At 62.3% G+C, this 15,049-nt stretch carries 14 protein-coding genes; 4 read left to right on the forward strand and 10 right to left on the reverse strand.

Features of this window, described 5'->3' with window-relative positions; all coding sequences use genetic code 11:
* Window positions 1–207: 207 nt before the first annotated feature.
* On the forward strand, window positions 208–1,761 hold the full coding sequence (locus tag KHO33_RS05460; RefSeq protein ID WP_054037595.1) for a mannose-1-phosphate guanylyltransferase/mannose-6-phosphate isomerase: 1,554 nt from the start codon (window positions 208–210) through the stop codon (window positions 1,759–1,761).
* 80 nt (window positions 1,762–1,841) lie between these two features.
* Here the strand turns inward: KHO33_RS05460 and KHO33_RS05465 are convergent, their stop codons facing one another.
* Window positions 1,842–3,044 (reverse strand): transposase, encoded by a 1,203-nt coding sequence (locus KHO33_RS05465; RefSeq protein WP_200564544.1) that lies wholly within the window; start codon window positions 3,042–3,044, stop codon window positions 1,842–1,844.
* 583 nt (window positions 3,045–3,627) lie between these two features.
* Window positions 3,628–3,924, reverse strand: a complete 297-nt coding sequence (locus KHO33_RS05470; protein ID WP_054037596.1) for a YciI-like protein — start codon at window positions 3,922–3,924, stop codon at window positions 3,628–3,630.
* A gap of 448 nt (window positions 3,925–4,372) precedes the next feature.
* Here KHO33_RS05470 and KHO33_RS05475 point away from each other — a divergent pair, with 448 nt between their 5' ends.
* The 3 genes from KHO33_RS05475 to KHO33_RS05485 all read left to right on the forward strand — a co-directional run bounded on the left by KHO33_RS05475 (window position 4,373) and on the right by KHO33_RS05485 (window position 6,366).
* The gene (locus KHO33_RS05475; RefSeq protein ID WP_054037598.1) at window positions 4,373–4,669 is read left to right on the forward strand and encodes a PsiF family protein; all 297 of its coding nucleotides are present in this window, start codon (window positions 4,373–4,375) and stop codon (window positions 4,667–4,669) included.
* 292 nt (window positions 4,670–4,961) lie between these two features.
* Complete coding sequence (locus tag KHO33_RS05480; protein ID WP_200564543.1) at window positions 4,962–5,411, forward strand: hypothetical protein; 450 nt, start codon at window positions 4,962–4,964, stop codon at window positions 5,409–5,411.
* Window positions 5,412–5,778: 367 nt separating this feature from the next.
* Window positions 5,779–6,366 (forward strand): BPSL1445 family SYLF domain-containing lipoprotein, encoded by a 588-nt coding sequence (locus tag KHO33_RS05485; RefSeq protein WP_054042714.1) that lies wholly within the window; start codon window positions 5,779–5,781, stop codon window positions 6,364–6,366.
* Window positions 6,367–6,495: 129 nt separating this feature from the next.
* On the opposite strand, the gene KHO33_RS05490 is transcribed toward KHO33_RS05485, so the two are convergent.
* The 8 genes from KHO33_RS05490 to KHO33_RS05525 form a co-directional block, all read right to left on the reverse strand.
* Window positions 6,496–7,563 (reverse strand): glycosyltransferase family 4 protein, encoded by a 1,068-nt coding sequence (locus tag KHO33_RS05490; protein ID WP_054042712.1) that lies wholly within the window; start codon window positions 7,561–7,563, stop codon window positions 6,496–6,498.
* Window positions 7,564–7,863: 300 nt separating this feature from the next.
* Entirely contained in the window at window positions 7,864–9,033 is a 1,170-nt protein-coding gene (locus KHO33_RS05495) for an AAA family ATPase (protein WP_054042710.1), read from the reverse strand.
* A gap of 67 nt (window positions 9,034–9,100) precedes the next feature.
* Window positions 9,101–10,513 (reverse strand): alpha,alpha-trehalose-phosphate synthase (UDP-forming), encoded by a 1,413-nt coding sequence (gene otsA, locus KHO33_RS05500; RefSeq protein WP_054042708.1) that lies wholly within the window; start codon window positions 10,511–10,513, stop codon window positions 9,101–9,103.
* Between the two features lie 198 nt (window positions 10,514–10,711).
* Window positions 10,712–11,935 carry a mechanosensitive ion channel family protein gene (locus tag KHO33_RS05505; RefSeq protein ID WP_054042706.1) on the reverse strand — a complete coding sequence of 408 codons (1,224 nt, stop codon included), beginning with the start codon at window positions 11,933–11,935 and terminating at the stop codon, window positions 10,712–10,714.
* Window positions 11,936–12,268: 333 nt separating this feature from the next.
* Complete coding sequence (locus KHO33_RS05510) at window positions 12,269–12,625, reverse strand: Rap1a/Tai family immunity protein (protein WP_054042704.1); 357 nt, start codon at window positions 12,623–12,625, stop codon at window positions 12,269–12,271.
* Between the two features lie 192 nt (window positions 12,626–12,817).
* Window positions 12,818–13,558: an ankyrin repeat domain-containing protein gene (locus KHO33_RS05515; protein ID WP_054042702.1), complete on the reverse strand. Its 741-nt coding sequence runs from the start codon at window positions 13,556–13,558 to the stop codon at window positions 12,818–12,820.
* A gap of 52 nt (window positions 13,559–13,610) precedes the next feature.
* The gene (locus tag KHO33_RS05520; protein WP_054042700.1) at window positions 13,611–14,402 is read right to left on the reverse strand and encodes a TatD family hydrolase; all 792 of its coding nucleotides are present in this window, start codon (window positions 14,400–14,402) and stop codon (window positions 13,611–13,613) included.
* 72 nt (window positions 14,403–14,474) lie between these two features.
* A complete protein-coding gene (locus KHO33_RS05525) occupies window positions 14,475–14,993 on the reverse strand; it encodes a GNAT family N-acetyltransferase (RefSeq protein ID WP_200564542.1) in 519 nt (172 codons plus the stop codon).
* Window positions 14,994–15,049 lie beyond the last annotated feature (56 nt).

Here is a 15,049-nt window from a genome sequence, read left to right on the forward strand (position 1 = left end):
CCATTCTGCGTCATTCCATCGGATAAAAAAATTACCTGTGATTTTTTTCGGGTAATTTTTCTTTTTTAAAAATTGGCCGGACATTTTTTCTTCACGAAACAGCCAATTTTATTAGACGGTTTATATAGTTTCTATTTAACGCGCTTTTATTGATTCTTTACTTCGTGATAAAACTCGACGCATTCACCCAGCCTCGAGGAGTCCATCATGACAGCTCCGGTTACGGCCACACCTGCCGACACCCGGTCCACGCAAGCTATGCACCTAAACGTCAAGCTCAAAGTTCATCCCGTGATTCTGGCGGGCGGCTCCGGTACACGCTTGTGGCCGATGTCGCGCGAGCAGCATCCGAAACAGCTGATTGGCCTGCTCGGCGACGACTCGCTGCTGCAGTCGACCACGCGCCGGCTCGACGGGCTCGAAACGGGCCATCCGCTTGCGGAGCAACTCGTCGTGGTGGCCAACGAAGAACAGCGCTTCACCACAGCCGAGCAATTGCGCACGAGCGGCAAGCCGACCCGGCTGATTCTCGAGCCCGCCGGACGCGATACGGCGCCGGCGCTGACGGTGGCTGCCCTTTCGATCGCCGCGCAGGACGAGGACGGCATCATGGTCGTGATGCCCGCCGATCACGCGGTCACCGACAGCGACGGGTTTCGTGCAGCGGTAGCGGCCGGCGTGCAACATGCGGCAGCCGGCCATATCGTGACGATGGGCATCGTGCCGACCCGTGCGGAAACGGGTTATGGCTACATCCGCATTGGCGCGGCGCTTGGCACGCCTAATGACGCTCGCGCAACGGACACCGATGCAGCCGGCAAGATCGGCGCGCACAAGCTCGATCGCTTCGTCGAAAAACCGCATCTGGAACTGGCGCAGCGGTATATCGAATCGCAGGAATACTGGTGGAACAGCGGCATTTTCATCATGCGCGCCTCGACCTGGCTGAAGGCGATCCGCCACTTCCAGCCGGCGATTTACGAAGCCTGCGACGCGGCCTTCGCAGGCGGCAAAGCGGACGGCGATTTCTTCCGCCTGCAACGCGATGCATTCAGCGCCTCGCCGTCGAATTCGATCGACTACGCGGTGATGGAGCAACTGGGTAACGATCAGACCGCTGCATCCGGCGTGGTTGTGCCGCTGCAAGCGGGCTGGTCGGACGTGGGTTCGTGGGACGCGATCTGGGACATTTCGGAGAAAGACGCCGACCGGAACGTGGGGCGCGGCCGCGTGATGTTCGAAGGGGCCAGCTCGACCTTTGCACATTCGGAAGGACGCCTGATCGCCTGCGTCGGCACGCAGGATCTCGTGGTGGTCGAAACGGCCGATGCGATTCTGGTCGCGGATAAATCGCGCGTGCAGGACGTCAAGAAGATCGTCGGACGGATTCGCAACGATGGCGGACTGGAAGCGACCAACCATCGCAAGGTGCATCGCCCGTGGGGCAACTACGATTCCGTCGATACCGGCGAGCGCTTCCAGGTCAAACGCATTGTCGTGAAACCGGGTGCCCGGCTCTCATTGCAAATGCATCATCACCGCGCGGAACACTGGATCGTCGTGCGCGGCACGGCGCTCGTCACGCGGGGTGAAGAGCGCTTTATCGTCTCCGAAAACGAATCGGCTTATATTCCGCTGGGCGTCACCCACCGTCTCGAGAATCCGGGCAAGATGCCGCTCGAAATGATCGAGGTGCAGTCGGGCTCGTATCTCGGCGAAGACGATATCGTGCGCTTCGACGATACGTATGGACGTCAATGATTCACAACGAATGAAGCGGGAACCTGCGGCTGTTGCTCCTGACGGCCGCGGGGGTATTGCTGTATCGCTAACCGCCGTGCTCACCCCGCATGGGAGATGAGTTCTGGATAGGACGGAAAACGATCTGATGCACTGCTTTCGGTTGCGGTTGCAGGTGCGGCCGGTTCGCTCGGGTAACGGCGCAGCGGTCCACGGAATGCATTGAGCGGACCGTGCAAAGGCCCACCGTGATTCACCGCGACCGGCTCCGGCACATGACGCATGGCCGGCAACGGACGCGCCGCTGCAGCAGCAGCCGCAGTGGCCGCAGTGGCCGCAGTGGCATTAACTGCAGGTGTGGCCTCGGCTGCAGCCTGCGTACGGCATTCACGGTCGATCCACTGCCGCGCCCATTCGAGCGCGTATTCCTCCGCCGCGTCGGCCTCGGCAAAGCGCGGACCGACGAGGCCGGAACGCTCGACGCGTTTGCCGTCCTGCATGATCTCCGCCCACGCGCGATACATGGCGTTGGGCACCTGCTCTGCCGCAACGTAGATCACATAGCCGCGCCGGTCGGCGACTTGCGTGCCGCGTGGCGCGAGGCTCATCGATAGCGAACTGCGCTGCTGATCTTCAAGCTGTTGCGCGCGGCGTGCCGACGCGATAGCCGAATCCAGACCATGCATTGCCGTGTCCACCGCTCGCGCTTCATCCATGCCTTGCAGACCGGCGCGCATGGCAGGCCGTGCCGCGGGTGATGCAGGTATCGAGGGGGCCGAACGCGTACGCGAGACCGGCGGCGCGTTTGTCATACCCGTCGTCATTCCGGACAACTGGCGCGTAATATCGGCGAACGGATCCGCCGAACGCCAGTTGCTCAGGCTGCTCGATACGCCGGGCGCCTGCCAGGATTCGGGGCTCTTCCACGACACACCGCGCAGACCTTCGTCGCGCACGCTGGGGGTTTCGGCTACCGGTGCTGCCGGTTTGGCCGCGACGGGCGGCGCCGGTTGCGGGACGTACGCGAAGGTACGTCCGGTTTTGGACAACAGCCGAACCATCTCGAGCAGCGTGCCGTTTAACTGCCATTCTTCAAAACGGCGCCGGCATGTCGGACCCGACGGATAGCGGCCCGGCAGTTTCGACCAGGGTTCGCCAGTTGTCAGGATCCACAGAACGGCATTCGCCACGATACGCGGTTCGGCGCGGGGCCGGCCGCGTCGGTTCAGACGGACGGCCGGCTCATCAGAGACAAGCGCTGCCAGCAGCGCCCATTCGTCATTGCTTAGCTCATCGAAAAACATTGGGTTTTCTCCACGCAGCCTGGCCGGGCCGCGGCTTTGGGCGGCCACGGATTCAACTTTCACGATCCGTGTGCAGCCCGCGGTTGCACAAATATGTTTTGTACGTTCTGTTTGCGGGTCAATAGCGCACTGGCTTAGTGCGGTTTGTCCCTATTGCGAAGCACAAAACGTGGTCTCACTCGTGCATGGGAGAATTTGTGCACGAAGCATACCACCACCAGGGTTTGCGTGAATATGATTGAGACAAGTGTTACGGATGGAAACAATCTTGTCCTTTTTGCTGCGTCATTTCTCGTATTGCCGTAACAGAACTGCCGTCGGTTCCGGCGCTGAAAGACGCTGCTGCACAGCACAACGGTGTGGCAACGACGGCGAATAGCGTTTACGAAATTTATATTTGAGCCACAACGCATTTCCATGCATTTTGATGGCATTTACGCCTGGCTGCGGAATGCCTGGGCGCAGAATTTTGACAGCACCTGAGTGACATCGAAGCGCGCTTGCCGTCGAAGCGACCACAGCACTTCTTCATGCTGTTCGCATTCCTCTCGACGCCGCGCGAGCGCGGCGGTGCGGCTTGCTTCTAGCGCACGGGATTCGCCGCGCGCTCACCCACCACGGTCATCCATGGGCGTACGCGCCAGCGCGTCACGAGCCCCGCGAGTACATACGGATCCGCTCTGGCAAAGGCTTCGGCGGCTTCGGAAGAGCCGCCTTTGAAGAGTAGCACGGCCGTGTCCACAGGCTCGGTCAAGGCCCCGGCGAGTTGCAATTCACCGCGCTCCACTGCCGCCCAGGCGAGCGCCAGATGAGCGTCGCGATACGTGCCGCGCCTCTCGAGGTAGTCCGGCACGAGGTCATACATCAACAGGTAGTGCATGGCGAGCCTCCTTTGGCTTGCTTGACTGAGACGACGGGCCGCGCATCGGCGCAGGAATTCCAGTCAAGATTACCCCTATGATCTTCAACGGGATTTTCTGCCGATTTCCTATTCATTTGCACCTGCAGCAATGCAAATTGGATGTGTAGAATTTGATCGTCCATATGGAATGACGGCGGCCTAATTCATTTGCATACGCCTTACCAATTAATCCGGATTGCATAACATATTTTTGCATTGCTGCGATTCGGCCGTTTTATCCCCCCGAAGCACCGCCAACCCCGCTGCGTAGGGGAAAACCAGCGTGCTCGCCTGTCAACCGGAATGGCATTCCGTCCGTTCTGGCAGACAGCATTTGCCATAATGGACGTGCCGAGGGGTCCTGGACGCCGTTGACGCCCACGCGCATGAACGACCAAAAACGTTTTCACCACCGATGGAGTGTCACATGAAAATCCAATCCGCTATCGCTGCGCTGGTGCTGGGTACTGTCCTCGTTTCGCCGGTGTTCGCGCAGAACAGCCAGCAAACGAAAATGGCCGACTGCAACAAGCAGGCTGCCGACAAGAAAGGTGACGACCGCAAGGCTTTCATGAAGACCTGCCTGTCCGCGAAGCCGGCCGCCGCAGCGCCAATGAGCCAGCAGGACAAGATGAAGGCGTGTAACACGCAAGCCACCGGCAAGAAAGGCGACGACCGTAAGGCCTTCATGAAGACCTGCCTGTCGTCCACGCCCGCTAACTAAACACGAGGCAAGCGGCGCGGGCCACACGCCGCGCGTCTCGCCGCGTATTGCTCGAACCGGGCCGCGCCGTTTTCCGGCGCGGCCCGGTTCTCCCTTCTGTTCCGACTCCTGCTTTGCGTCGTCGCTTATTTCCCGGCAGCCGCCGTCGCACGACCTCTCCCTTCGCAGTCCACCCGCGCGAACGCGCCGTTTTTCTTCTATGATGGCTGCGGAGACGGCCCACCCCCATACACAACATTAGACGGGCCGCCATCTTGTCGTTGGTGCTGCAGAGCATCGATCGGAGGCAAGGATGGTATCGAAGCATAAAAACCGCTGGTTGAGGCGGTGGTTGGTCGTCATCATTTTCTGGGCGGTGCCCGTGGCGATCGTTGCAGTCAGCGAGATCCGGGAGGAAATGGCGTATAACGCCGTCGACCTCGACCGTGCGCTGACCACCTGGAATTTCACCGACGCACAACGCGCCGCCGGCGCGCCCGCGCGCTGCCACGGCAAGCCCGACGAGGCGCAAGCCGCCGGCTGTCCGGCCGATGTGCTGGCGGCCAATGCGCCCCGCCAGCAGGACGCCCGCAACGAATACAGCGTGCGCCGCTCTACGCTCATGGGTTATCTCTGGCATGCGTTCGTCGGCTACTGGATCGTGCCGGCCGTCACGCTGTTCCTGATCGGCGTATTGATCGGCATGATTCGCCGTGTGCTGCGGCGCCCGCCGCCGGTCAAAAGTCCGGCAAACCATGGGTGAGGATACGGGCGCGGATGCAGCGTCGAGGCAACACTTTCAATCCGATTTCAATGCGAATCGTGAGCGCGAAAAATCGGTAAAAACCGGTCTTCGATATGGTTTCAACCCAGCCGCGTACGGGCCGGTTCGTGCGCGGTTCGATTCGCCGGAAGCCCATTCAAAGGCGCTGTCCGAGCGTCTTTCAACGCCCTCCCACCACCGGTCAAAATTACAGCAACGTGCGTTGCGATAGCTCGCAAACCCCCGCCCCACAAGGCTTTTCGCCGAACGACGAAGTACGCTCTTCAGGCTTGCGTGTGATATAACTTAAAAGCAGCCCGGCAACACCATATGAGGTTGCGCCCAGGAACCATGATGGAGAAAAACGATGCAAAGACGAAACTTCATGCTGAAGACTACCGCTGCGCTCGCTTTCGGAGGCCTTGCACTCGCTGGTTGTACGACTAACAGCGGCAACCCCAGCACCCCCTCCACAGATGCCTCCAAACGCCAGTCGATCGACGCCAGCGTCGACGGCACCATGTCGCGCCTGTTCACGACCGTGAAGGGTTCGCGCGAACTCGTATCCAAGGCGCGCGGCGTCCTGGTGTTCCCGTCGGTACTGCAAGTGGGCTTCATCGTCGGCGGCCAGTATGGCGAAGGTGCGCTGCGCGTAGGCGGCGGCACGGTCGGCTACTACAGCACGGTTTCCGGCTCGTTCGGTCTGCAGGCAGGCGCGCAATCGAAGGCCATCATCTTCCTGTTCATGACGCAAGACTCGCTCGACTCATTCCGCAATGCCGACGGCTGGTCGGCGGGCGGCGACGCCTCCGTCGCGTTGGTGAAGATGGGCGCCAACGGCGCGATCGACACGACCACGGCAACGGCCCCGGTCGAAGTATTCATTTTGACCAATGCCGGCCTGATGGCCGATGTCTCGCTGCAGGGCACCAAGGTAACGCGCCTGAAGATCTAGGCGCACGGTCCCGCGCGGTCTCGCGCGAATCGATTGCCGGCCCGAGGCACGGCGGCAATAAAAAAACGGCGATGCGTTGTGCACATCGCCGTTTTTTTTGCACCGCCGTGTGGGCCGGTTTTACACTGCTCAACTCCCCGATGTATCAATCACCTTGAAGCGCGACCGCTTCTGCGCGCGAATCACCGACTGATACGCATCCACATACTGCTGCGCCATCCGGTGCGACGTGAAGCGCTCTTCGAAGCGTTGCCGCACGCCCGCCCGCGGCATCTTATGCAGGCGATTGACCGCCGCCACCGCGCCGATCTCATCTTCGACAATAAAGCCCGTCACGCCGTCGTCCAACACTTCCGGCACCGAACCGCGGTTAAACGCAATCACCGGCGTGCCGCACGCCATCGCTTCGATCATGACGAGGCCAAACGGCTCCGGCCAGTCGATCGGGAAAAGCAGCGCATGCGCGCCGGATAGAAACTCGGCCTTCTGGTTATCCGCGATCTCACCGATGAATTCGACATGCGGCAAGTCCAGCAACGGCCGGATTTCGCGCTCGAAGTATTCGCGGTCGGCGGAGTCCACTTTCGCGGCAATGCGAATCTGCATGCCGCAGCGTCCGGCAATCCGGATCGCGGTATCGACACGCTTTTCCGGCGAAATACGGCCAAGAAACGCGAGGTACTTCTGCTCGACCGGCTGCGGCGTGTAGAGCTGTTCCGGCAGACCGTGATAGACCGTGGTGAGCCACTTGGCCTGCGGTAACGGATGACGCTGTGAATTCGAAATCGAGATCACGGGCGCGGTGTTGAAGGTGTCGAACACCGGCTGTTGCTCGGGCAAATCGAGGCGCCCGTGCATCGTCGTGACGAAGGGTGTCTCCTGGCGCTTGAAGACCGAAAACGAGTAATAGTCGAGGTGAAAATGCAGCACATCGAAGTTTTCGGCCTGGCGGCGCACCAGTTCCATCAACAGCATGTGGGGCGCAATGCGGTCGCGGATACCTGGGTCCAGGCGCAGCGCGCGCGGCCAGACGGGTTCGAGCTTTGCGCTCGTAACGGAGTCGCCGCTCGCGAACAGCGTCACGTCATGGCCGAGTTCGACCAGCGCCTCGGTGATATAGGACACGACGCGCTCCGTGCCGCCGTAAAGCTTCGGCGGCACCGATTCGGTCAAAGGGGCGATCTGCGCAATCTTCATATTTTGTCTCCGTGAACTGACGGCTCGCGCCAATGGCGGTGCACGTCAGCGGCGCTGCTTATGACAGCGCCGGTCCTTCTCCGTCAATGCAGTGAACGCCGGGCGTCCGCCTGCACCATCCGCATCACACCATTATTCACCAGGGTGGAACAAAAAGCCCCTGGCCTTGCAATTCCTGCGCGCTGTTACATTCAGCTTACATCCGCTGGCGGGCCTATTATCCGCCTAGGTATGTAGCTTAGGTACATTGCCTCGGTACCTTGCTTGGCCATTGCCCCTAACCAGATCCCCTGGCCACGGCTATCGCGCGGGCCATTTCCACGGCGGCAGATCGCGATCGTCCGCGTCGGTGATGCGCGTGGCGCCGAAGTGCTTCTCGAGCACGATCGACTGGCTACCGTCCTCCCGTTCGAGCGCCGCGATCAGCCGCGCCGCGTGCGACACCACCAGCACCTGCGAATGCGCGGAAGCCCGCGCGATCAGGCGCGCCAGCGCCGGCAGCAGGTCCGGATGCAAGCTCGTCTCCGGTTCGTTCAGCACCAGCAACGCCGGCGGACGCGGTGTGAGCAACGCGGCCACCAGCAACAGATAACGCAAGGTGCCGTCCGACAACTCCGCGCCCTTCAACGGCCGCAGTAGGCCGTGCTGCTGCATCGATACTTCGAAGCGACCGTCCTCCGACGAGGCGACGTCGAGGCGCGAACCGGGAAAGGCGTCGTCGATGGCGGCATCGAGCGCAACCGGGTCGCCGATCTCACGAATGGTTTGCAAGGCCGCGGCCAGGTCCGCGCCGTCGTTCGAGAGCACCGGGGTGTGCGTGCCAATCTGCGGCAAACGCACGGCCGCTTCTGCATCGGTGCGGAAGTGGTCGTAAAAGCGCCACGAACGAATCTGCTCGCGCACCGTGATCATCTCGGGAGCGGTTCGTGGGTCGGAGAACTCCGTCATCATGCTGTCGAAACTCGCGACAGGTTGAGGGATGGTTTGCCACTCCCCCTGCTCGTCGCGCGTACGCAGCGCTGCGCCATGCCGGTCGACCAGCAAGGCCGACGGCCGCAGCACCGGGCCGCTCCAGATGCACTCGCGTTTGATGGTGGGGTCGAGCGGGAAGCGGGTGGCCCTGTCGAGCGGCGGCAAGCCGAGATCGATCGCATAGCCGAACTCATCGCCGGAAAATCCAAGCCGCAGACTCACCGGCTCTTTCCGACGCGTGCCCTCCACGGGCATTTCCCCGGCAAGCATCGCGCGCGAGAAACGTTCAGGCCCAGCCCACAAGGTGGATTGCAAACCACCCTCACGCGCAAGCGATGTAATCACCCCGCCGCGCGCCGTCTCGGCCAGCAAGCGCAACGAGCGATATACGCTCGACTTGCCGCTGCCGTTCGCCCCCGTGATGACATTCAACTGCCCAAGCGGCACGATCAACTCGCGCAGCGACCGATACCCCGCGATAGCCAACGTCCTCAGCATGCGCCCACCTTTCGATCAAACGCGCGTTGCCGGGCGCTCTGTAAAACCATTCTGTTCAAACGCACCATCACTTATGCCCACCGCCCTTGCCCGGCGTCTGCACGGGCACACTGCGCAAATCGTTCAGGAAGGTATCGCGCCACACGCCGAGATCGTTCTTGCGCAGCGCCGCCATATTGATCTCGTGACGCCGCTGGCGTGCATCGAGCGGCATTTGCAGCGCGCGCTGCAAGGCCTCGCACATGCCAATTGCATCGTGCGGATTGACCAGCAACGCGCCGCTCAACTCCGCCGCCGCACCGGCGAAAATCGACAGCACCAGTACGCCCGGATCCTCCGGATTCTGCGCGGCGACATATTCCTTCGCGACCAGATTCATGCCGTCGTGCAAGGGCGTGACGAAGCCGATCTGCGATTCGCGAAACAGCGACATCAGTTTCCAGCGGTCGTACTGCTGATTCAGATAGCGGATCGGCGTGTAGTCGAGGCCCGAGTAACGGCCGTTGATGCGCCCTGCTTCGTATTCGAGATCCTGGCGGATCTTCTGATAGGTGGCGACGTCCGAGCGGGTCGGCGGCGCGATCTGCACGAGCGTGACGTTGCCGCGCCATTCGGGCGAGCGTTCCAGCAACTGCTCGAAGGCGCGAAAACGTTCGACGAGCCCTTTCGAATAATCGAGCCGGTCGACGCTCATGATCAGCTTGCGGCCCTCCAGACTCTGCTTCAGATCGAGCACGTGCTGGCGGCTTTCGTAGCGCTTGGCCTGTTCGGCGATTTCATCGGGGAACACGCCGATCCGATAGACGCCCGTGCGGAGCTTGCGGCCGAATGCTTCGACATGATTGCCTTCGCTGACGGTGCCGCGCGCGTGGCGCGTCACGTAGTCGTGAAAAGCGAGTTCATCGGTGGCGGTCTGGAAGCCCAGCAGGTCGTAGCACGACAGCGATTTCACCAGCTCTTCGTGCGGCGGAATGTTGAGCAGGATCTGCGGTGCAGGAAACGGAATGTGCAGGAAGAAGCCGATGCGGTTCGTGATGCCTTCCGAGCGCAGCGCTTCGGCGAACGGGATCAGATGGTAGTCGTGAATCCAGATCACGTCGTCGGGTTCGAGCAGCTTGATCAGCTTGTGCGCGAGCCATGCGTTGACGCGGCGGTAGCCCGCGTATTCTTCGCGCTCGTAGCGCGCGAGGTCGTTGCGGTAGTGGAACACCGGCCACAGCGTCGCGTTCGAGAAGCCGCGGTAGTACTGGTCGTAATCCTTGCGCGTGAGTCCGACGGTCGCAAAGGTGACCGCGCCGTCCTGCTCCAGCGTCGGCCCGGCATTGGCGACGGTCTCGCTCACCACGTCGCCGCTCCAGCCGAACCACACACCGCCCGCGTCCTTCAGCGCGCCGAACACGCCGACAGCGAGGCCGCCCGCCGATCCCTTGGTTTCCGTCGGCGTTGCGACGCGATTCGACACGACGATCAGTCGGCCCATGTTGGTAGTCCCCCTTGGTTCGCACGGCGCGGCGTTCGCGCTTCAGCGGCTTGTGACGCCTCGAGCGTTGCAACACTTCGATGACGTCAAGCGGCCGAACAACACGCGATACCGTGCCAGGTTCGTGAGTCAGATGGACGGTTCGACCACATGGTTGTCGGATCAGTTGCACTCATCTGATCTGCGGGGCATGCGGCGCTACACCTTTTCCTTGACCTGCGGCAACGGATCGCCCGCCTGATGACGACCGGCGCGGCTTGCCACGGGATCGGCCTCGGTGTGCGCGGCGGTGCTGCCAGCGGGCGTCTGCGTGCTGCGCGGTACCCAGTCGGGCGGTTCGCCCTTGCCGGTTTCGAGTTCGGCCGACACGTCGGCGCGCGCCCGCGGCAGATACTGCGGATAGCGTTGCTGGATGAAGTCGAGCAGCCCCTCGCGCACGCGGCAGCGCAGGTCCCAGTTCAGGCCGGAATCGAGCGAGCTGACCAGCGCGCGCAACTGCATCGCGCGCTCGGTGCCGTCGGTGACCTGCAGCACCTGCACGCGTCGATCCCATTCGGGCGCGGCTTCGACGATGCGCGCAAGCTCTTCGCGCAACGGCGCTAGCGGCATCCGGTAGTCGACGTACAGGAACACCGTGCCGATGATCTGCGAACTGCTGCGCGTCCAGTTGGCGAACGGGTTTTCGATGAACCATTGCAGCGGCACGATCAGCCTGCGCTGATCCCACAAGCGCACCGAGACATACGTGCCGGTGATTTCCTCGATACGCCCCCACTCGCCCTGAATCACGACGACATCGTCGAGCCGGATCGGCTGCGAGAGCGCGATCTGCAAACCGGCGATCAGATTGCCGAGCACTGGCCGCGCGGCAATACCGGCAACCAGGCCGGCCACGCCCGCTGACGCCAGCAGGCTCGCGCCGATCTGCCGTACATTCGGGAACGTCATCAGCGCGCCACCCACGCCGACGATCACGATCACCAGCATCACCGAGCGCGCCAGCACGCGCGCCTGCGTATGGATGCGGCGCGCCTGCAGGTTGTCGGCGGTATCGAGCGGATGGGCCTGGATGATCGCCTCGCCGATCGCCGCCGCCGAACGCACCGAGAGCCACGTGATTGCGCCGATCAGCGCAATCGCGGCGGCGTCACGCAGCGGCGTAATGAAGGTCAGCGTGTCAGGCGCCTCCCACCACACCGCCTCCAGCATCAGGATCACGAGGACGAAAAGCGAGGGCTTGTCGATATAGCGCAGCACGACGCTGGTGAGCGGATACGGCCGCGCGATTCGCGTGACGATACGCGCGCCGACTCGATGGATGCCCAGGGCCAGTACCATCGCGATGACCGAGACGATCAACGCGCCGAGCCACGTATGCAGCGGGGCTTCGGCGATACGGCTGAGGTCGTCGGGAGTTGGCATGAAGGGCGTGTTCCTCTTGGTTCGAAGGTGAACGGGGATCGCCAGCCCGAAGCGCGACGGTGGCGTTGCGTGGGCGGGCGCTACGCGGGCGGAGCCATCGGGCCACCTATCGGCCGACCAGGCGGCAAAGCGCCGAGGGAGCGGGAATGAGCGCGAATGCCACGCCCCGCTGATGACACTGACTGAAACAGCGGCACGCCGGCCAGGGTTCGATGCTTGCGGCGCGGCATGCCTGCGGACATCTTAGGCGTTCATCCGCCAAGACCAGGGAAAGGTGCTCAAGCCGGCGGCATTCTGAATGCGGCCGGGTTTGAGCCAAAATCAACTACGCGATCAGCTACCGCTCTTGCAAGGAAATGCCTTGCCAAGCCCGAGCGAGATCGCCGTGCTGGCGTTGTAGCCCGCGACGATCGGATTTTCGGCGATGTACTTGCGTACCGCGTCGGTGAGTTGCGCCGAGCGCGCGTCCGGCGGCAGGCAGTAGTACTGGCCGACGCGCGGCCCCGTGGTGCCACCGATCGCGTCGATCGTATTGAAGATGCCGTCGGCGGCGCCCTCGATATACGCGGCACACGCACTACGCGATGCCACATCGGTTTTCGTGCACAGCTTGTTGAGGTCGCCTCCCGTAAACGCGGCTGCCGATAGCGGTACGGCAAGCGCGCTGGCGAAAATCAAAGCCCGCAGCATGGTGTTCCTTTCCAGGGTCGTTTATCAGGCGGTCTTGCGCCGCATCGAACCGGCGCGCCTCGCAACGCGCCAAGTCGTCATTCTGCACTGTTTTGCGAAGCCGCAGGCATGCCAGCAGGTGCTATCTTCAGGCAAATTTGTGGTCCAGGGAACCGACTATCCGGCAGCCGGTTCTCCTGATTTTCTCGCAGTTCACTTCTGTTGCATCTGCTGCAGGCGCGCGGTGAGGCCTTCAACCACGTCCGGTTCCTTGTAGGTCTTCGCGAAATCGAGCGCGGTCAGGCCGATCTGGTTCTTGACCGTGAGGTCCGCGCCGTTGTCGAGCAGGAGCTTCACCGTCGACACATGACCGCCGCGCGCGGCCATCATCAGCGGCGTGGTGCCGTTCGGCGAGCCGGCATCGACGTAGGCCGAATGGTCGAGCAGCACCTTGACGATATCGTCGTGGCCGTTCGCAGCCGCGTAGTGCAGCGGCGCCCAGCCCTTCTTGTTGACTTCGGCGTCCTTCGCGATCAGCAGGTTGACGAAGTCGAGGTCGCCGGCCAGGGCAGCCATCATCATCGCGTTCTCGCCGGCCTTGTCCTGGATCTCGATATCGGTCTTCGGATTGGCGAGCAGCGCGGCACCCACCTTGTCCGATTTCTCACGCGCGGCGAGCACCAGCAGCGGGATGCCCTGGTTGTCGACGCTGTTCGGGTCCATGCCCTTGGCGAGCAGCTTGTTGACACCGTCGACGTCGTCGAATTTCACCGACTTGATGAGCGAGTCGATCGGCGCGGCCTGAACGGGCGCCGCGACCAGCGAAGTCAGCGCGGCGCAGGCAAACGCAGCGGCCAGCGCAAGGCGCGACACGCTGCGGCGAGCTGAACCGAAGGCCGTTTGCGCTGCTGAGGTCTCTTGAACAGCTGCCGTCGAAGTCGAATAATTTGTCATGTTTTACTTTAGGAAACTTCCCTATCCATTTGATATTTATTGGCTTTACCGGTCAAACACTAGCCGGCGCGGGAATCTTGAAGAGCCGGAAGAAGTTTTGTGTCGTCGCGGCGGCCAGCACCGTATCCGGCATCTCGCGCTGTTGCGCGATGAAGCGTCCGACATAACTTACGTACGCAGGTTCATTAGGCTTGCCGCGATACGGCACGGGCGCGAGGTACGGCGAGTCGGTTTCGATCAGCAAACGCTCGAGCGGCACACGGCGCGCGACGTCCTGCACGTCGGTCGCGCTTTTGAACGTGACGATGCCCGACAGCGAAATGTAAAAATTCTGCGCCAGCGCCTGCTCGGCAACCGCCCACGGCTCGGTGAAGCAATGCATCACGCCGCCCGGCTCGCTCGCGCGCTCCTCGGCCATGATGCGCAGCGTGTCTTCCGACGACGAGCGGGTGTGGATGATCAGCGGCTTCTGCGTGGCGTGCGCCGCGCGGATATGGGTGCGAAAGCGCTCGCGCTGCCATTCCATATCGGCGATCGTGCGGCCTTCCAGACGGTAGTAGTCGAGACCGGTCTCGCCGATCGCGACCACCTTCGGATGGTCGGCCAGCTCAATCAGTTCGGCGAGACTCGGCTCGCGCATGTCCTCGTGATCCGGATGCACGCCAACCGACGCGTAGACGTTCTCGTACTGGTTGGCGATCGCCAGCACGGACGGCAGCGTCTCCAGATCGACCGATACGCACAGCGCATGCGTGACCGAATGGCTGCGCATGTTCTCGAGCACCTGCGGCAGGCGGTCGGCGAGTCCTTCGAAGTTGATATGGCAGTGCGAATCGACAAACATGATGATGTCCTGCTGATAAGTAGCTGGGTGTGAGTCTGGCCGCAAATCGTGGCTGTAAATCGTGGCCGTAAATCAGGCCGCGGCCGGCTCGAGCCGTTTGCCGAGGATCACCAGATCGCGCTCCACGCCGTCCAGCACCGCGACGCGCGGCAACGACCCCCACGTGTCGAAACCGAAGCCGCGGAACAGGCGCAGGCTCGCGTCATTGTGGCCAAAGATAAAGCCCAGCACGGTGTCGATGCCGAGCGTCGGCGCCACTTCCAGCGAGGCGGCCAGCAGTTGCTTGCCGAGACCCTTGCCACGCGCGCTTTCGTCCAGATAGATGCTGACTTCGGCGGTGCGCAGATAGGCCGGGCGGCCGTAGAAATCCGAAAAGCTCAACCACGCGATCACGCGGCCGGACTGCTGCGGATCTTCCACCACCCACAGCGGACGCTTGTGCGGCCCATGCGCATGAAACCACGCCAGACGGCTTTCGACGCTCACCGGCTCGAGATCGGCCGTGACTTGCCGCGACGGCACGGTCGAGTTGTAAATGGCGACGATCGAGGGCAGATCGTCGAGGGTGGCATCGCGGTAGGAAAGACTCATAGTGCTTTGACGTGAGATGGAAGGCGAATCAGCGGACGGATGCATGGGTCAGCGCG

Source organism: Paraburkholderia nemoris (genome assembly GCF_905221015.1).
Classification (GTDB): Bacteria; Pseudomonadota; Gammaproteobacteria; order Burkholderiales; family Burkholderiaceae; genus Paraburkholderia; species Paraburkholderia nemoris.